Origin of the sequence: Nonlabens sp. Asnod3-A02, from assembly GCF_045063755.1 — a bacterium.
In the GTDB taxonomy this organism is placed as follows: Bacteria; Bacteroidota; Bacteroidia; order Flavobacteriales; family Flavobacteriaceae; genus Nonlabens; species Nonlabens xylanidelens.
In genome coordinates this window covers 304986-324417 of record NZ_JBEFOC010000007.1, presented here as the reverse complement: position 1 = coordinate 324417, position 19432 = coordinate 304986, and the positions used below count along the sequence as shown (strand labels likewise).

Annotated in this window: 16 protein-coding genes; all 16 read right to left on the bottom strand. The window is 35.1% G+C overall.

All coding sequences use genetic code 11. From position 1 onward, the window contains the following. Positions 1-219 precede the first annotated feature (219 nt). On the bottom strand, positions 220-2652 hold the full coding sequence (locus ACJJVN_RS04765) for a DUF4114 domain-containing protein (RefSeq protein WP_405377307.1): 2433 nt from the start codon (positions 2650-2652) through the stop codon (positions 220-222). A 110-nt stretch (positions 2653-2762) separates the two neighbouring features. Next, positions 2763-3488 carry a LytR/AlgR family response regulator transcription factor gene (locus ACJJVN_RS04760; RefSeq protein ID WP_405377306.1) on the bottom strand — a complete coding sequence of 242 codons (726 nt, stop codon included), beginning with the start codon at positions 3486-3488 and terminating at the stop codon, positions 2763-2765. A gap of 36 nt (positions 3489-3524) precedes the next feature. Further along, complete coding sequence (locus tag ACJJVN_RS04755; protein ID WP_405369522.1) at positions 3525-3842, bottom strand: Hpt domain-containing protein; 318 nt, start codon at positions 3840-3842, stop codon at positions 3525-3527. Between the two features lie 4 nt (positions 3843-3846). Beyond that, the gene (locus ACJJVN_RS04750) at positions 3847-4893 is read right to left on the bottom strand and encodes an ATP-binding protein (protein WP_405377305.1); all 1047 of its coding nucleotides are present in this window, start codon (positions 4891-4893) and stop codon (positions 3847-3849) included. Continuing rightward, complete coding sequence (locus ACJJVN_RS04745) at positions 4894-6024, bottom strand: FIST signal transduction protein (RefSeq protein ID WP_405369524.1); 1131 nt, start codon at positions 6022-6024, stop codon at positions 4894-4896. It abuts the gene before it with no gap. Positions 6025-6028: 4 nt separating this feature from the next. Further along, entirely contained in the window at positions 6029-7240 is a 1212-nt protein-coding gene (locus tag ACJJVN_RS04740; protein WP_405377304.1) for an ATP-binding protein, read from the bottom strand. Then, on the bottom strand, positions 7227-7775 hold the full coding sequence (locus ACJJVN_RS04735) for a heme NO-binding domain-containing protein (RefSeq protein WP_104515481.1): 549 nt from the start codon (positions 7773-7775) through the stop codon (positions 7227-7229). The genes ACJJVN_RS04740 and ACJJVN_RS04735 overlap by 14 nt, the downstream gene beginning before the upstream one ends. Then, positions 7775-8191: a response regulator gene (locus tag ACJJVN_RS04730; protein WP_405377303.1), complete on the bottom strand. Its 417-nt coding sequence runs from the start codon at positions 8189-8191 to the stop codon at positions 7775-7777. Before ACJJVN_RS04730 ends, ACJJVN_RS04735 begins: the two co-directional genes overlap by 1 nt. Before the next feature lie 253 nt (positions 8192-8444). Continuing rightward, positions 8445-9881, bottom strand: a complete 1437-nt coding sequence (locus ACJJVN_RS04725) for a TolC family protein (RefSeq protein WP_405377302.1) — start codon at positions 9879-9881, stop codon at positions 8445-8447. Then, on the bottom strand, positions 9871-13050 hold the full coding sequence (locus ACJJVN_RS04720) for an efflux RND transporter permease subunit (protein ID WP_405377301.1): 3180 nt from the start codon (positions 13048-13050) through the stop codon (positions 9871-9873). The genes ACJJVN_RS04725 and ACJJVN_RS04720 overlap by 11 nt, the downstream gene beginning before the upstream one ends. A gap of 21 nt (positions 13051-13071) precedes the next feature. After that, positions 13072-14145: an efflux RND transporter periplasmic adaptor subunit gene (locus tag ACJJVN_RS04715; protein WP_405377300.1), complete on the bottom strand. Its 1074-nt coding sequence runs from the start codon at positions 14143-14145 to the stop codon at positions 13072-13074. A gap of 196 nt (positions 14146-14341) precedes the next feature. Beyond that, positions 14342-14686 (bottom strand): hypothetical protein, encoded by a 345-nt coding sequence (locus tag ACJJVN_RS04710; protein WP_104515485.1) that lies wholly within the window; start codon positions 14684-14686, stop codon positions 14342-14344. A gap of 114 nt (positions 14687-14800) precedes the next feature. Continuing rightward, positions 14801-15436, bottom strand: a complete 636-nt coding sequence (locus ACJJVN_RS04705; protein ID WP_405377299.1) for a hemolysin III family protein — start codon at positions 15434-15436, stop codon at positions 14801-14803. Next, positions 15429-16385 carry an NAD(P)H-dependent flavin oxidoreductase gene (locus ACJJVN_RS04700; RefSeq protein WP_405369531.1) on the bottom strand — a complete coding sequence of 319 codons (957 nt, stop codon included), beginning with the start codon at positions 16383-16385 and terminating at the stop codon, positions 15429-15431. Before ACJJVN_RS04700 ends, ACJJVN_RS04705 begins: the two co-directional genes overlap by 8 nt. Positions 16386-16525: 140 nt before the next feature. After that, positions 16526-18106, bottom strand: coding sequence for a S8 family serine peptidase (locus tag ACJJVN_RS04695; protein WP_405377298.1), 1581 nt, complete (start codon positions 18104-18106; stop codon positions 16526-16528). A 41-nt stretch (positions 18107-18147) separates the two neighbouring features. Then, positions 18148-19344 (bottom strand): tRNA 2-thiouridine(34) synthase MnmA, encoded by a 1197-nt coding sequence (mnmA, locus tag ACJJVN_RS04690; RefSeq protein WP_104515489.1) that lies wholly within the window; start codon positions 19342-19344, stop codon positions 18148-18150. Positions 19345-19432 lie beyond the last annotated feature (88 nt).

Sequence of the window (19432 nt, the reverse complement as noted above, 5' to 3'; positions counted from 1 at the left end):
TTGAAAACTATTAAAAATCGCATTTGACATATAGATAGATAACTTACATATGTTTACTTATCTATTTTAGAATAGCAAATACACTGACATAAAATTACAAAACATTCTTAACAAGAAAATAATTACACACACTCAACTATTCAATGAAATCAGATCCAACACAAAAAAACCATCACTCTTTCAAGTGATGGTTTTAGCATTAATAATTTTTTAAAGAATTTACTCCTTTACAACTCTACCTGAGTAGCTTTGGTTTTTTTCGTCTGTGATTCTATACATATATATTCCTGGTTTTAAAGACGGCTTTGAGTAGCTTACTGTACGGTTGTTTTGACCAGTTTGTATTTTTTGAACGTCTACTACTCTACCAGATAAATCAAAAAGTGTGATGCTTACTTTATCACTTTCATTTACTAGTTCAAATTTAGTATTGTTAACAAATGGATTAGGGTAGTTACTTACCGTTGCTTGTTCTAATAGACTATTATTATCAAGACTTAGTGTATTGCTGCTTGATTTAAATTTTAAGTCATTTATACTTAAATTAAATGGTTGAAACGTGCTATAATCTCCACTTACAGAAAACACAACAGATCTTAATTGGTCACTAGTAGTAGATGCTCCTGACGAATTCAAAAAGTCAGAGAAATTAATAAGTAAATCAGCTGCTGTAAGATGTGCAGGTATGTTGTAACGGTAACGGTCTGCCCATAGTACATCTTCATTTGTAATTAAAATAATCTCCATAGGTAAAGAGTTATTTACCGTAAATGACATCTGGTCATAATCTGAAACTGTCACTAATTGATCGCCTGCTTTTAAATGTCTGAAAAGGTTTAATGTTTCTTTGATCTGACCTTGTATCGATGGATTTCTTTCTACATAATAAACATCGTTTTCCATAAAAGAATTTGTAGTGGTAACGTCAAATGTATTGATAAGAACCTCACCGTCTACATAGTCTCTACCCCATGGTCCATCTGCCAGATATAAAGCATCTATTTGTTCATTTTGATTAGGTGTTATAGAAACTCCTGCGTCAAAAATACTACCAGTATCTACTACTATAGATTCTATAGTGCTACCTGTTAAACTCAACATACTATTAGAAGGAACTAAGCTTGCTACCTCTGTTGCTTTAAGGTTGGTATTTAAAAATAAGCTTTGATATCCTTGTGAGTTATTGATTTCTAAATACAATTTACCTTCTTCATAATAACCACTACGTACAAATACTGGTGGCACTACATTGCTTAAAGCGACGCTATTCAATGTTTTTTGAACAGTATATGCATCTAGTATATGATTTACTATATGGAACACTTGAGAATAAGAACCTCCCCAAACTTGATAGTTGTTATAATCACCAGCAGGGTAACGATCTATACTCCAAAAACTAAATACCTCATTTGCTGCAGTTCCTAATTTAATAGAAAAACTAACGGCATATTCTACTTCTCCATTATCACGTATGATAGTCGATATTAATAACTGGTGTCCTCTTGCTGTTACCGTTCTAACATCATCTAAAACTGATTTATTTAATCGATCACAAATAGCCTTAGAGTGATCATAAACCCCATTTTGGGTAGATGTAGCAAGAACTGCAGATACACGATCTGCCTGTAGGTAATAATCCACAGCCAGCACTTCATTTGCATTTGTAATACCTATCAAGTCGGTAGGTGTAGAATACTGAGCCACTTCTGTATTAAACTTACCAGAGTTAGGTAAATAACCATCTAATGAAGTAGGTATGGTTCCATTTTTCATTAAAAAAGATCTTTGCATCGACTTTTGAGACATTTTGTTGTTCTCTTTTAATCTAGTCAAATTACGTTTGGCTATAAGACCAGCTAGATCTCCATTGCTCTCTAAACCACCATCGTTACCAGAAGAAACTGTTTTAAGACCTGAATCTGGAACAGATAAATTAGTTGTTTTTAAAGCTGAAAATGGATTTGCAGTGATGTAAAAAATGGCATCATTAAAATCTTGATCACAAGATGCATAATCGCGTCGTATATCTTCAAAACCTAAAATGATACGTTCATTTTCTGAATCATTTAATAATACATTATGCTGTCTTATTGTTGGATCATTTTCTGGATTGTAATCTTCATTAGAATAAAGTTGCCACAAACCTGGAGTTACCTGGTTATTTTGATATCCATTTGCTAGTAGTACCCATCCTATTCCTGTTCCTGCTGTAAAAGAACCTAAATGTACTTTGTTTCCAGGTATAAGTCCACCACCACTAAACTGTGCTGATATGTTAGGAAAAATAATAGTTACATCACTAGGTGTAGGTGCAGGATGAACAGCTACAGTCGCATCATAGGTATAAAAGCCTAAGACATTTTTATAACCGGCACCTTCTCCTACAAAGGTTACCCAGATATCTCCATCTGCCTCTAAAACAATATCAGTATCATATCCAGAAGATAAATATTGCGGATTAAAATCTGGAACTGGATAACTTTCAGGAAGTGCATTATTAACCGTTTCTAATAATGTACCTGTAATAACATCATTGACTGGTTCTAGATAATCTGGTGTCCCATCAGAACTAAATGTTCCTAGATATTGATAATTCTGAGAAAGCGCTATTGTACTGCAAATTAATGCTAAGAGTAAAGTAATTTTTTTCATGACCTATTGATTTATAAGCCAAATTTAATCTGCTACATCGTCTTAAAATTTTTAAAACGATTAGTACCTTTTTACTGTCGACGAATGGTCGTTCTAGCTAGTTAACCTATTTACAATAAGTTAAGTCTGCGCATTAATTCTGGTCTATTAGACCTACTTATAGGAATAACATTCTTTGCTATAAGCACACTATTATCTTCTATATCTATTATTTTCTTGAAATTAATAATGTAAGATCTGTGAACTTTTAAGAATAAGGAGTCCGGTAATTTTTCTACTATTTTCTTTAATGTAGAATGAACCGTATAATTTTTCTTTTCTGTTTTAATGAGTATATAATCCCCTTTGGCTTCTATCAAATAAATATCTTCAAAAAGTATCTTAACCAGCCTGCGATCTATATTCACATACAGTTCTTTTTCCACTAGTGCGGTAGATTCTTTTACAACAGGAGCTGCTGGTGCTGCCGCAACACGAGGTGCAACCTTCTCTTTTTGAGCTTTTTGAACTGATTTTAAAAAACGAGGAAAAGTAATAGGCTTTAGTAAATAATCAACAATACAGTCGTAACCAAAAGCCTCTATAGCAAAGTTTTTATCTGACGTAGTAAGTACTATTTTAGGTGGATTTTTGAGTGTCTCAATAAAATCAAATCCGCTAAAATCTGGCATATGAAGATCTAGAAATATAAGATCAATATCATTTTTATTAAGAAATTTCATTGCACTTATGGCATTAGGAAATTCTTCAATAACATCTAGATTATCTACCTGACTGCACAGGTGTGCCACTATAGTTCTCGCAGCCGCTTCGTCATCAATTATTATACAATTCAAAAGGTTCTAGGTTTTGGTTATAGAGCAATTTACATATTATAAATCATTTATAAAATGATTACATGCAACAAGTATGGATTCAAATTCAGTTTTAAGACTGCTCTTCCCTAATTTCAATTGTTCTTCATAAGCAATAGCAGTTTCATACCCATCTACTAGTCCTAAAATTCCTAGTTTGTGTTTTAATTTATGTACGTTTTCTGCCGCTTTCGCGAAAGCGGAACTATTCATATTACTATGGTAAATTTCTATTTCTACCGGTAGTTCATCCTTTACCACCTCAATAAGTTTATTCTTAAAAGACTCATCTCCTGCAGCAAGATCGTTGATATAACTCAAATTAGGTTGTTCCATAATATTATGATTTAGGTAATGTGAAGAAAAACGATGTCCCTTTTCCTAGCTCGCTATCCAGCCATATTTCACCGTCATAGTAGTTAATAATTTTCTTTACGATGGAGAGTCCTATACCGGTGCTTTTAGAATCATTTTCTAGCTTTTGAAAAATTTGAAAAATTTTATCAAAGTATGCCGCATTTATTCCTTTACCGTTATCCTTAATCTCAAACTGGTATTTTGTATCTAATTCTCTAGAAATAATATCTATGCGCCCATTTTCTTTATCCATATTACTTACTGCATTATCAATAAGATTCTGGAATACCTGTTGTAATTTAATTTGATCTCCTTTTACAATAGGTAAATGGTGTATTTTCACCTTTATATGTTCTGGTATATGTAGTAATTCTACCGTTTCTTGAACTAATAAGTCTAGGTTTATATCTCGCTGTACTCGAGTATCTTTATCTATAGAAGAGTATTCTAGAATACCAGAAATAAGAGCATCCATTTTTTCAACGTTTGCCACTATAAGCGCACAATATCCTCTACCTTCATCTGTAAAATTAGAACTATATTCTTCTTTAAGCCAGCTTACTAGTGCTTCTATACTTCTTAATGGGGATTTAAGATCATGTGATACTATGTGTGCATAATCGTTTAACTCTTGATTTTGAAGTGCTAGTTCTTCCAGTAATTTCTCTTGATTTTTATTGACTTTAATCAACTGCTCTGCCTGCTCGCTTATATATTCTGCAATGTTTTTACTTCCATTTATAGAATAACTCTCCTTATCACCATCACTACTTTCTGGTTGTACTGTATTAATTACGGTCTGCAACCTTAAGAGTAAACTACGCTGTTGTCGTGTTTCCTCCCTTAGGGATTTATTAGCTTCAAACAACTCGTCAGAACTTATTTTCATAGCTCTTTGAGTCATTTTAAACTGGTCATCTAGATTTTCATAAGAAGCTGCTACAGATTTTAAAAAGTCCTGAACATCTTCCCTATCCTTAACATCGTCTGGCAGGTACTTACGTATTTGTCTATTTAACAGTGGATTCATTTATTCACTTATTAAAGTTATAGTCATGGTCTGGTTGTGTAGTTTACAGCTGCGTTCTCCATAAAAGGGTGCTATTTCTCCATAAGAATACATACCACTTACTACCACATCTTCTCCTATTATACCACGCACTTCTTCTATTTCTTCTTCTATTCTTTGATCTAGAACTAGTTTACGACCTATACAACTTATTAGAAATGCTAACTGTGGAGATTCATTTCTTCCTTCCATGGCTCTTATGGCTGCAGTTTCTGACGCTGCGGCTATACTATCCATATTAGTCATCATTAATTGTACAGAAGAATTAATAGGTACATCTCCTGCTAGAATCATGGCGTTTTTTTCTTCGTCTATATTGAGAATGGTACGGACAAATGACTGTTCATTCTCTTCACTTTTTACGTTTAATGGATATATAAGTGCAGACGCTGGTAAATCTTTTGCCTTCTCACCTAGGTAGGTTTTGTATAGATCTAGTGCTGGTTTTCCATCTATTTCATAAAGTACATTTCCTTCTGATTTTGTGACTAGTCTCTCTGGGCCAAATGGTGTCCAGCCTCCATAAATAGAAAAAGAAGCCTCAAAACTATCTCCATAAAAACCGATGACAATAATCTCTCCTTCTTTAGGTGCCTCGTTATAAGAAGCAAGTGTTTTTTCAAAACGAGCGTCGTCACCACAAAGCCCACCAGTAATTAAAACCTTGGGTAAGGTTTCTTGCATCCCTTTTGTAAGAGCAGATCCATTTACAGAACTACCTTCTGATATTACAAATATGTGCTTAAGCCCTTCTGGATTAAGTTTACTTACTACTTCCTTTCCTGCAATCTCACTATCACCTTTACTTTCTTGTATATTAAAAGTTTGAACCTCAAATGTTGTGCGTTCAAATTCAATAGCTGTTACCGTAATGTGTTGATCATTCACTTTACTACCTACCAGCTCTCCACAAGAAGAACCGAAAACTAAATGTCCATCAGGAAATAAAGATTTTAATTCATTATAAATGTCTTGATCCTCTAGCATAAATCTATTTCCTAAAATAAGAACTAGTGGCTTTTTAAGCTTTATTTTCTCACTCAGGTATTCCCAATCTTTCCCTTTAGCCTTCTGTAACTGTAGTGTCTTCATAATTTTATTTTTCTATGGTAAAAAAGAAAGTTGTGCCTTTACCTAAAGTGCTTTCTAACCAGATACGTCCATTATATAAATCAACAATTTTCTTTACAATTGATAATCCTATACCGGTAGACTCTTCTCTTTTATTGAGAGATTGGAAAATCTGAAAAATCTTTTGATGGTATTCTTTATCTATACCCATACCATTATCTTTAACAGAAAAGGTGTATTTTTTGTCTCCTTCTTCAAAGTCTATTTCTATAAGACCTTTATTTTTATCGCTATAATTAACGGCATTGCTTATCAAGTTTTGAAACAATTGCTGGATTTTAACTCGATCTACCCTAATAGTAGGAAGTGGTTTTACAACCGTACAATGTATATGCTCAGGAAAGTGTAGCAAGGTAATTATGTCGTCCATGACAATGTTTAAATCTACATTAGTAAGTGAACTAGTATCACCCACAATACTCGAGTATTCTAAAACATCTGATATAAGTTGCTCCATTTTTTCTAGAGTAGCCTCTATCATGTCAAAGTTAGTTAACGTGTCTGGAGACAGCTTTCCTTCATTATCATCTTTAATCCAACTTATCAATGCATTTATACTGCGCAATGGTGACTTTAAATCATGAGATACCACATGTGCATATTCTTGCAGCTCATCATTACTCTTTTCTAGTTTCTTAAGAAGACTTTGTTTTTGTAATTCTAGACTTCTTAACTCTGTAATATCTCTAACTATTCCTTGTGCGGCAATAGGTCTATTATCGCTATCATAGATCATACTAGCATTAACATGTACGAGACGTATAGCACCATTTGCTATAGAGATTTTAATATTAAAATCTGTTATAGAGCCATTTTTATAAAGTTGTTGAAAGCTTTCTGCTAGTCTTTCATGTTCTTCAGGAATGACAAGGTTTAATAAATTTATTTTATCATCAACAGTGTAACCTAATAGTTTTTCTGCAGCTTCATTCATTTTAAGAACATTACCAGGAATGTCCATTACTACATAAGCGTCCACTATATTTTCAAAAACCCCTTTAAGTTCTGAAGTTTTTGCTTCTACCAGTTCTTCTAATTTTTTATTAGAAACTTTTAATTCTTTGGACTTAAAATATAGCTCTCTAGATTTTTCTTCTAGAATGCGCTCTGCTTCTTTACGAGCAGCTTTTTCACGAGCGATGGCTCGTTCATACATTTTAAGTTTATCCTCTGCCATGAATTTCAATACTGAATTTTACCTCTGTACCATTTTCTTTAATGTTCTCTACTAATATACTCGCTTTAGCATTAAAATGCTCTAGAGTTTTATTCATAAGTCCTTTACCGAATGAAGACATCGCTCTACTCGATTTATAAATCATCACTAGTGTATTTTCAGTTTTTTCTACCACGGTAAAAGTAGGCAGTTCTGCATCAGGGTATATCTTGCGCACCTCTACGTGTATATGATTTTCTATAGAAGATAGCATTTCTATTGGGTCAGTAAATTCTTCTAAAAAGGTAGGATAACTCTTTTCTACTACACTAAAAAAATGTTCTCCATAAACAAAAAGCAAGTCGTTTATCGGTACTCCTGTTTCTTTATTCAAATTGGTCAACAGACTTAACATCTCTGAAAAACTATAAGTTCCTACAGCAGTGTACACGCCGTTAGAAGGCAAATCGGCATTACTAAGTATGGTATCTACCATTTCAAAGCCAAATTTCTCTTCTACTAATTCTAAAAATTCTGTAAAAACTATTCCTTTCATTATGCCTTAATTAATTCATTCATACTCCAGTACTGTAAAGCTATCTCAATTTTCTTTACGTAATCGTCATATTTGAGTGGTTTTATTATATAACCAGCAACACCTGTTTCATAACATGCAAGTACATCTTTACGATTATTAGAAGTAGTTAACATGACTGTAGGTATGTATTTTAATACATCATCCTTTCTAAGTATTCTTAAAAATTCAAGCCCATTTATCTTAGGCATATTGAGATCTAGAAAAATCACATCTGGAATCACTTTATCATCTCTCAATATAACAAGTGCTTCTTCTCCATTCTTTGCTTCTATAAGTTCATGACTCAACTCAAGTTTCTTTATTGCTCGTTTTAATTTCATTACTTCTATAGCATCATCTTCAATAAGAAGAATTTTAAGCTTTATATTTTCCAACAGTTCTATTTTAGAGTATCGCCAAATATGATCATAAATTATACATTTTTTGGATAAAGTTAGATCAATACCCATTTTAGTGTCGACGAATGACCGTTAAGTGTCGACGGAGCAAATTACCGATAGATTGTTTTTGTCTCGCTTTCGCGAAAGCGGAATTATAAACAAGCTATTTCTACCTAAAAAAGAAATGGGTAACGCCATCCACATTACCCATTTCTAATCACTCCAATCAAATAATCTTACTCATAATTTAACGCCAGCCACCACCTAGTGCTTTATAAAGATCTACAGTTGCTATCATTTGCTCTTTTTTAGTATGGATCAATTCCTTGCGAGCCTCTAATGCATCACGTTGCGTTAAAAGCACCTCCATATAATCTGCTCTCGCATATTGAAATAGCTGGTTTGCTATCTCTATGGATTCTGTTAATGACTGCACTTGTTGCTCTTTTAAATTATAACTTTTAACGAGATAATCTAGATTAGAAACTTGATTTGCAACTTCTTTATAAGCATTTAAAAGTTGCTGCTCATACTCAAATGCGGCCTGTATCTGTCGGGAATTTGCATTTTTGTACGCTGCTTTAATAGCATTTCTATTTACTAACGGCGCCATAATGTCTGCCGCTGCAGAGTATAAGAGAGACTCTGGTGTGTTTAATAAAAACTTAGGATTAAAAGCATTAAAACCTACACCAGCTTTGATACCTATGGATGGATAGAAATCTGCCTTAGCAACTTTAATGTTTAAGCGACTTGCGGCTAGTTCTAATTCTGCCTGACGTACATCTGGTCTGTTTTGCAACAATTGTGACGGGATACCAGTTTGTACAATTTTAGGAACTAGGTCTATAAAATCTGTCGCATTTCTAACGATAGGTTGCGGTGTGCGACCTAGTAGAAAATTGATTTCATTTTCTGTCTCACGCATTTCTTGTTTTACGAGATATACTTCACTTTTGTTCTTTTGCACCTCTGCCTGAAAACGTTTTACTGCTAGTGATGTGGTACGTGCACCTTCTTTTAAAAGTTTAACCACTTCTAGTGCATTTTCCTGAATTTCGATATTCTGATTCAAATTTTGTAATTCATTATCAAGTGCAACGAGTTCATAATAAGAACGTGCTACTTCAGAAACAAGATTAGTTACCAGTAGGTTTTTACCTTCTGTAGTGGCTAGATATTCTAGAACAGCAGCTTTTTTTGCATTTCTAAGTTTTTTCCAAATATCTAGTTCCCATGATGCAGTAGCTCCTAATTTAAAATCACCTAATGGATCTGGAAATGCTTTTCCATCTCTTATGTTTAAATTTTCTTCTACGGCACCATTGCGAGTGTATCGACCCACTTTTTCTACCTCAGCTCCTGCGCCTAGGTTTACAAATGGTAGGTACTCTCCTTTTCTAGTCTGAATCTCATTTTGAGACATCATGATCTTTTGGAGCATGATGTTTACTTCTTTATTATTCACAACAGCCTCATCAATAAGGTTTGTTAAAGCAGGGTCTTCAAAGAAGGTTTTCCAGTCTGCCTTTGCAGAGTTTACAGAATCTGTGACTTCATTTTGATATGTAGTCGGTAGATTCTTATTGGGATCTTTTTGAGTCACTTTAGGTAATGCACAAGAGTGCACTAATAGTAAAATCAGTACAGCGACTAGGGCTTTTATTATCGAATTAGTCTTCATTTTTCTGATCGTTGTAGTTATACTCTTCCGTTAATGGTTCAAAATCTTCGTCCTTAATCATAGAACGTTTATCTGCTATAGTTGCAAATATGTAATACAGTCCAGGAATTACTAGAACACCGAATACGGTACCGAATAACATACCACCCATGGCAGATGTTCCTATGGTACGGTTACCTACAGCACCTGCTCCACTAGCTATTACTAGAGGTATAAGTCCTGCGATAAAAGCAAACGATGTCATTAAAATAGGACGGAAACGAACCTTTGCTCCTTCTATAGCTGCCTCTCTTATGGACATGCCTTGATTACGTTTCTGTACAGCATATTCTATAATTAAGACGGCATTTTTACCCAGCAGTCCTACCAGCATGACCAGACCTACTTGTGCATATATATCGTTTGCCAAACCTAGAATTTTCAATAAAAAGAAAGAACCGAAAATACCTACTGGTAAGGATAGAATTACTGCTAGTGGCAGTATAAAACTCTCATACTGTGCAGCAAGAACGAAATAAACAAATATCAACACGATACCAAAAATGATAATCGCTTCATTACCTCTTCTAGCCTCGTCAAAGGAAAGTCCTTCCCATGCGATATCATAACCTCTAGGCAGGGTTTCTTTTGCTACTTCTTGAACGGCTTTTATCGCATCATCTGTAGTAAAACCTTTTGCAGGGTTACCTCTTATCGCTGCAGAGTTGTATAGGTTATACCTAGTAACTTCATTAGGTCCTTGTTTCTTATTCAATTTCATAAATGCAGAATAAGGCACCATTTCACCTACATCATTCTTTACATAATAATCCAGTATGTCGCTAGGATATCTTCTGTATTCTGGACCAGCTTGAGTATATACTTTGAAAAAGTTATTGAATCTTGTAAAACCTTGTTCATAGGTACTACCTATTAGAATGTTTAAGTTTTCCATTGCAACACCTATAGAAACTCCTTTTTGCATAGCAAGAGCGTTATCTATCTCTAACTCATATTGGGGATAATTTGCTGCATAAAAGGTAAATAGACCACTTAACTCTTCTCTTTTACCTAGTGCATCCATAAAATCTTGATTGATTTTATCAAACTCTTGGTAATCTGTTTCATTGTTTTGATCTATTAAACGTAAGGCTAGACCGCCAGCTGCTCCATAACCTGGTACTGCAGGCGGCTCAAAAAACTCAATGACCGCACCCATCTTTTCAGTTTCCTCTTCTAGCTGTTCAATAATCTCGTGTACAGAATGCTCTCTATCTGACCAGTCTTTTAAATTGATCAAACAAGTACCAGCATTAGAGCCACGTCCTTCAGTTAAGATCTCATAACCTGCAAGGGATGAGACAGATTTGATTCCATCTATCTCTTCGGCTATGGCTTGTAACTGTCTAGAAACTTTATTAGTTTCTTCTAGTGTAGACCCTGGTGGTGTTTGCACAATAGCATAAATCATCCCTTGATCTTCATTAGGTATAAACCCTGCAGGAAGTGTTTTATTTACAAAGAATGTAGCGGCAATAAAAGCTCCTAAGACTACAATAGTTAATAAACGTCTTGAGACTATTTTCTCTAAAACATTAGTATATCGACCGGTTAGTTTTTCAAATAAATTATTGAAACCGTCTAATAAATAGGTAATAGGTGTTTTACGCTTTTTCTTACCATGATTGTTTTTTAAAATCATTGCACACAACACTGGTGTTAAAGTAAGTGCAACCACTGCAGATAAAGTAATTGCCGAAGCCATAGTAATAGCAAACTGTCTATAAAACACACCTACAGGACCACTCATAAATGCTACCGGCACAAATACAGCTACCATAAGCAAAGTAATGGCTACAATTGCACCACCTATCTCACCTAGAACTTGCTGCGCAGCTTTATATGGAGAAATACCAGGTACTTCTTCCATTTTTGCATGCACTGCCTCTACCACAACTATGGCATCATCAACCACAATTCCTATAGCAAGAACTAACGCAAACAATGTGATTAAGTTAATTGTTAAACCAAACATTTGCATTACAAAAAATGCTCCTATCAATGATATAGGAACTGCAAGAACTGGTATTAATGTAGAACGCCAGTCTCCTAAAAATAGAAATACAACTAGAGATACTAAGATGAAAGCCTCTCCTAATGTGTGTATTACTTTTTCAATAGAAGCGTCTAAGAAATTAGAAACATCATAACTCACTTCATATTCCATACCTGCAGGAAAATCCTGCTTCATTGTTTCCATTTTTTCTTTAATCTGCTCGATAACATCACTGGCATTACTACCATATGATTGCTTTAAAACTATCGCCGCAGATGGATATCCATCTTTATTAGAATAAATATCAAAGAATTCACTTCCTAATTCTACTCGTGCAAGATCTTTCAGTCTTAATATCTCACCATCAGGACTTGCTTTTATAATTATATCTTCATATTCTTCTGGCTTATTGTACCTTCCTTTGTAAACTAGTACATATTCTAATGATTGTGCTTCCTGACCAGAACTACGACCTAATCGCCCTGGTCTACCGATAACACTTTGCTCATTAATGGCTTCCATGATCTCTTCTGTAGAAACATTATATGCTCGCATGCGATCTGGTTTTAACCATAAACGCATCGCATACTGTCGACTACCTAGAATCTTTGCACTAGAAATACCGTTTACCCTTTTTATTTCAGGAATCACATTTGCATTTGCATAGTTGTACAAAAACTTTTCATCGTCATTTTTGTTTTTACTGAAGAGATTTACGTACATCAACATACTAGGTTGTACCCTAGAAACTACTACACCTTCTAGTTGTACTAGTGGTGGTAATTTATTGATAACCTGATCTACACGGTTTTTTACGTTAACCACCGCTACGTTAGGATCTTCACCTAATTCAAAGATTATTTGAATAGTAGCCTCTCCTGCACTAGTTGCGTCAGACACGATATATTTCATTCCTTGTACACCATTTATGGCTCTTTCTAGCGGTATAAGTGTCGTATTAGTAAGTACCTCAGCACTAGAACCTGGATAGGCTACAGTAATAAGTACACGTGGTGGGGCTATTTCTGGAAACTGTGAAATAGGAAGACTCTTAATCGATAATCCACCGATAATCATAATAATCAACGAGACTACTATGGCCAGTACTGGTCTTTTTATAAAATTTTTAAACATCTTATTATTTTTTGAAACCGGTTATTCAGCTACTAGCTTTAAGTCTGCTAGTACTGTTTTTGGTTCTATGAAGTCTGCATTGATTTTTTGCCCATTACGCACTTTTCTTAATCCATCAATTAAAATGCGGTCGTTGCTATCTATACCGTCTTTTACGATATACAGATAAGGCAATTCTTCTAAGATGTTGATTTGACGTTGTTCTACTTCGTCTTTATCGTTCACGACGAAAACGTACTTTTTATCAAGAATCTCGAATGTTGCTTTTTGAGGAATTATTTTAGCATTCTTGAACGGTATATTCATCAATATGTTCCCAGTCTGTCCATGTCTTAAAAGACTTTCTGGATTAGGAAATGTAGCTCTAAACTCAATGTTACCAGTCTCGTGATTAAACTCACCTTCTATAGTTTCTACTTTTCCTTTATGGTTAAAAATAGCCGAATTTGCCATTTGTAATTGAACACTAGAAGCGTGTGTCGTGGTATCCGTTACATAATTAATATACTCAGACTCAGGAACATTAAAGTATACCCACATCTTACTATTGTCAGATATTTTAGTAAGCAATTCACCTTCTTCAAGTAGGCTACCTTCTCTTGCTTCTAGATGATCCATAATCCCAGTAAAAGGAGCGTGAATAGTGGTGAAATTTAAATGTGTTTGCGCCATACGAACTTCCGCATTTGCTTTTGCTAGTCTAGCTTCGGCGAGTGCTAGTTCATTTTTAGAAACTACATTTTTATCAGATAACATTTTTGTGTTATCATATTCTATTTCTGCAGCTCTTGCTTCAGACTTTGATTTTTGAAGTTCGGCTTTGTAGACATTTGCATTTATAGCAAACATGGTCTGCCCTTTTTCTACTTTCTGTCCTTCATCGACATATATTTTTTGAAGATAACCTCGTTCTAAGGCTCTTAACTCGATATGACGCATCGCATGGATTTGACTCACATACTTTCTAGTTATGGTAGTATCTTTTAAAATTAGATTTGTTACTCTTAGAGTAGGGATGGATTTATGTTTTTCTTCTTTGTGCTGGCAACTCACAACAAGTAAGGCCATTACTATAAAAGGAATGATTTTTTTCAACGGAATGATGTATTAATTGATAGATAAATTGAGTGAGTTTAATTCAAGACATAGCAGTGTATAGAAAGCAAAAAACTTTCATAACTTACTGGTAACCAAAATAAATTAAACTGAGTATCGGAATCACAGATAGGAACAGCAAAGGGCTGTCTATAAAAACACCTCTGATGGTGAGGTCTGTGATTAATTGATGGTACTAGACTCTAATATCTTCGTAAATGAGATACAAATTCTGTTGAGAAACTAAATAAACACCTTCTCTAGTAGTGAAATTTTCTTTTTTGAAAGAGTTTACTTCGGCAATAATATTACTCGAGGTGGAATGAAATAAGCTAGAAACGGTATCTGTAGAATCTTTCTCACTAACCTCTTCTTCTTCACCTACTTCTTCATAAGCGTCTATCTTTTCTTTAGAATCGTGATCTTCTTGTTGTATAGTAACAAGATTACTCAATAAACCATCATATGATGAGGAATCACCAGTTGAGGCTAGATTAAGAAAACTAGCAAATAAGAATAATAACAGCGTACTGTATTTCACGTCTTTCTATTGAGACTTCAAAATTATATAAGAAGACGTTAAGATAATGTGTCTTAGTAGTACTTTAACATAAATAATCAATGAAGAAAATAAATAAGAAACTCAAAGTACTGCTTATCTACCTTGTACTATACTCCATACCATGGCGGCATGACTAAGACTACCTCCTAAAACAAAAACATGCCAGATGACATGATTAAAATAAAGCTTATTCCACGCATAAAAAATGATTCCTACGGTAAAGAAAACACCACCAGCAATTAGAAGATTCATTTGTAAATCTGTAAAAGCATCACTTAAAGTTTGCAAATCAAAGACAATCATCCAGCCCATTACTAGATAAAGAATGCTAGAAAAAGCCTCAAATTTACCTGTAAAGAAAAGTTTCCAAATAATTCCAAATACAGCAATTCCCCAAACCGCAGCAAGTATATACCAGCCGCTAGATTGTTCTAAAGTAATAAGGCATACTGGTGTGTAGGTACCAGCAATAGAACCATATATAGAGATATGATCTAATTTTCTCAGTTTAAACTTTAGTTTACCAGGTTCTACTTTATGATAAACTGTAGAAGAGAAATATAAAAACAATTGAGATAACACATATACAAGAATAGCTGGCAGCATGTAATCTACTGACCAGTTAGCCTGATAAATTAAGCCTATGGTAATCGCTATGAATAAAAGAAAACCAAAACCATGAGTAATTACATTCCACTTTTCTTCTATTGCTGTTTGAATTCTAGCCATTTAAAGAAAGGTTAGATAATTCTTTTCTAGCTTCTTCAAATTCTGTAACCATATCCACCACCACTTGTGCAGCAGGAATAATATCGTTTATTAATCCAGAGACTTGCCCTATTTCTAATTCTCCTTCAATTAAATCTCCTTCAAACATTCCTTTTTTTGCTCTCGCTCTACCTAAAAGCTCTTTTAAATCTTCTGGAGTGGGCGCTTTTTTGTAAAGTTCTTGAACATCGTTCCAAAATTTGTTACGTATTAAGCGTACTGGTGCTAGTTCTTTTAAGGTTAAGTGAGTTGCTCCTTCACCTGCCTCTACCACCGCATTTTTAAAATTGATATGACTACTCGCCTCATGTGTTGCAACAAATCTACTACCTACTTGTACACCATCTGCCCCTAGAGTCATGGCTGCTAGCATACCACGACCAGTGGCTATACCACCTGCAGCAATTAATGGAATATCAATAGCTTGTGCTACTTGCGGTATAAGTGTCAAAGTGGTAGACTCTTCTCTACCATTATGTCCACCAGCTTCAAAACCTTCGGCAACTACTGCGTCCACACCAGCTTCTTGAGATTTTAAGGCAAATTTTACAGAGCTTACTACATGAACCACGGTTATTCCAGCATCTTTTAAACGCTTTGTGTAGGTTTTAGGATTTCCTGCACTTGTAAAAACTATAGGTACTTTTTCTTCTATTATTATTTGAAGAATTTCCTCTAAATCTGTATAAAGAAGTGGAACATTTACCCCAAAAGGCTTATCTGTCCCTGCTTTTGTTTTTTGAATATGCTCTCTCAATACTTCTGGATACATAGAACCTGCACCTATTAATCCTAACCCACCAGCATTACTTACCGCAGTGACTAGTTTATGACCACTTGCCCATATCATACCACCTTGAATAATAGGGTATTTAATTTTGAAAAGCTGAGTAATTGCGTTTTGAGACATAGATTTTGCTACTTGAATTTGATTGTGCTACAAATTTAAGGAAGATTAAATAGTTACAGTCTTCCCTTTGCTAAGAGCTTAATATTTAATTTAGAAAAGGCTTCAATATGAATAAAACACATTAAATAATACTAATTCAATTACCTAATCACCACTTTATAAGTAACATCACTTTGATCTATAGTAAAAAGATACAATCCACTAGAGACTTGGTTAAGATCTATAAAACCATCTTGTGTTGTCGCTTTTTTAATGACCTGCTGCCCTTGCAAGTTATAGAGCTGGAAAGAGGTTACGTTTTCGCCTTGAGCAGTATTAAAAAACAGAGTTTTATCTTTTATGTAATAATTAAAATCTTGTGTATTAAAATTAGCAGAACTTAAAGTCTGTTGTGCTGCACCAAAATCAGGAATTCCATAACCTAATAAATTATCTGGCAATAAGGACTGGTCACTACTAGCACGCACGGCATCTATTATTTGTTGCGGTGTGAGATTAGGAAATGCTTGCATGAGACATGCCATCGCGCCGCTTATCATGGGTGCACTGAACGATGTACCACTAGTGGTCACAAGATTACCAGACTCATCTATACTCGCAGTCGCGCTACCTTGAGCTGCAATATCAGGACGTATGCGACCGTCTACGGTAGGTCCTATGCTTGAGAAACTAGATTTTGCTCTTGTGTCTGTTACAGACCCTATGGCAAATGCTCCTAAAGCGTCTGCAGGAGATGCAATATAAGGATGCGTGGTGCTGTTACCAGAATTACCTGCACTGGTCACTACTATTATCCCTTTTTCAAAAGCAACATTAGTCCCTTGAGATATAAAAGAAGTGACACCATTCATGTCTTGGTAATCGAGACTTTCTGCCGTGTTATCAAAGCCTAAATAGCCCAAAGAAACATTAATAACATCTACTCCTAGAGAATCGGCACGCTCTGCAGCCTGCACCCAGTAGGACATCTCTGCTGGTGTTTCTTGTGCTCCTTCTTCTGTACGGAATAAGTAATAACCAGCGTCTGGTGCGGTACCTTCAAAATTATTAGGATCATTTCCTGCCATGACACTCAGTACTCTAGAGCCATGAAAGTTATCTTCATAAATAGAATTATCTCGTTGTACAAAATCCCAAGTTCCTTTAATACCATTATTGTTGCGCAATTGTGCAAAACCTGTATTTATGTCTACGTTAGGAAAACCAGAGTCTGTTACTGCTATTAACATTCCAGCACCGGCGTTACCTGTATTGTGCAAATCATCTAGGCCTATCATTTCTATCTGATTTCTAGCTGTACCATAAACCAGAGGTGTGGTAACCATGTTTGCAAATTTATCACGATTGCTTACAGACGCACTTTTTGTAGGGTCTGTATAATCTATACTAGAAACAAAAGGCAAACTGGCCAGTGCATCGATAGCTGTCGTAGTACCTACTACATGCACACAGTTAAACCACTTAGACTGGGCTTTATAACTTATACCTGGCTGACTTTTAATTTGTGCTACATATATTTGATTCATAGGCACATCACGATCGTCTATCGCAATGTTATGTCTCATTTTACGATCTATAGATCTTTGAGTCAGTATACTCTGCGGATTTGCTAACGACGTCGCCACATTAGGTTTATCTACAAAATAAACCAATGCATGAAAATCTTGTGCATTTGTAGCAATAGAAATAAATGCAAAAAGAATAAATATTATTTTTTTCATAGAAGTAAATTTACACTTATTCTATCACAATTTGCGTGATACTAAGCTATTACCCCAGAACCTAAACAGTCATTATCTTGATACCATGCTACAAACTGACCTGGAGAGATCGCGCTTTGCTCGTCATTAAAAATGACATAAAGACCATCTTCTGTGCGGTGCAAAGTTGCCGGCTCTAGAGTCTGTCTGTATCGTATGCGCGCCATAACATCTAGGGTCTCACCTACTGCTATTTCTAGATCTTCTCTTATCCAGTGCGTCTCTGCAGCTGTTACAAATAATCCACGACGGTATAAACCTGGGTGTTGTTTTCCCTGACCTACATAAATAGTATTGGTATTTACATCTGTCTCTATAACAAAAAGAGGCTCTGGTGTACCTCCTACGGCTAGTCCTTTGCGCTGTCCACGAGTAAAATAATGAGCACCTTGATGTACTCCTACTTTTTTCCCGTCTGTAGGTTGATATTTACGCTTTCGCGAAAGCGTAACCAATTCATTCCCCTCGCCAGAATCTGCAGCAGCATTTACTTCTAGCATTTTATCACGACTGGTTTGTGCATCTATTTCTACAATGTCACCAGCTTTTGCTTGCAACTTCTGTTGTAAAAAATCTGGCAATCTTACTTTACCTATAAAACACAATCCTTGAGAATCTTTCTTTCCTGCGGTAATTAAATCTTGCTCAGCAGCTATTTCTCTTACCTCAGGTTTTTGAAGATGACCTATTGGAAAAAGAGTTTTAGCTAGTTGTTTTTGAGACACCTGACAAAGAAAATAGCTTTGATCTTTATTTGCGTCTGCTCCACCTATTAAGTGATGTATTTCTTTACCGTTTTCTACGGTAGTTGTTTTCTGACAATAATGTCCCGTTGCAACATAATCTGCACCTAGTTCCAGTGCAATATCCATAAAGACATCAAACTTAATCTCGCGATTACACAACACATCTGGATTAGGCGTGCGCCCACTCGCATACTCGTCAAACATGTAATCTACTATGCGCTCTTTATATTGCTCACTTAAATCTACTGTTTGAAAAGGGATACCTAGTTTATCTGCAACCAGCATTGCGTCGTTAGAATCTTCTAACCACGGGCACTCATCACTTATAGTAACGGTGTCATCATGCCAGTTTTTCATGAAGAGACCTATCACCTCATGACCTTGTTCTTTTAATAAATGTGCCGCTACACTTGAGTCTACGCCACCAGAAAGTCCTACTACTACTTTTGCCATGGTGCAAAAATACAATAAGAGTCAACTATAAGAGTTTTTAACGTGTTAGATTTTTCTTATCGCTACAAGTACTTTCTCTATCAAAAAT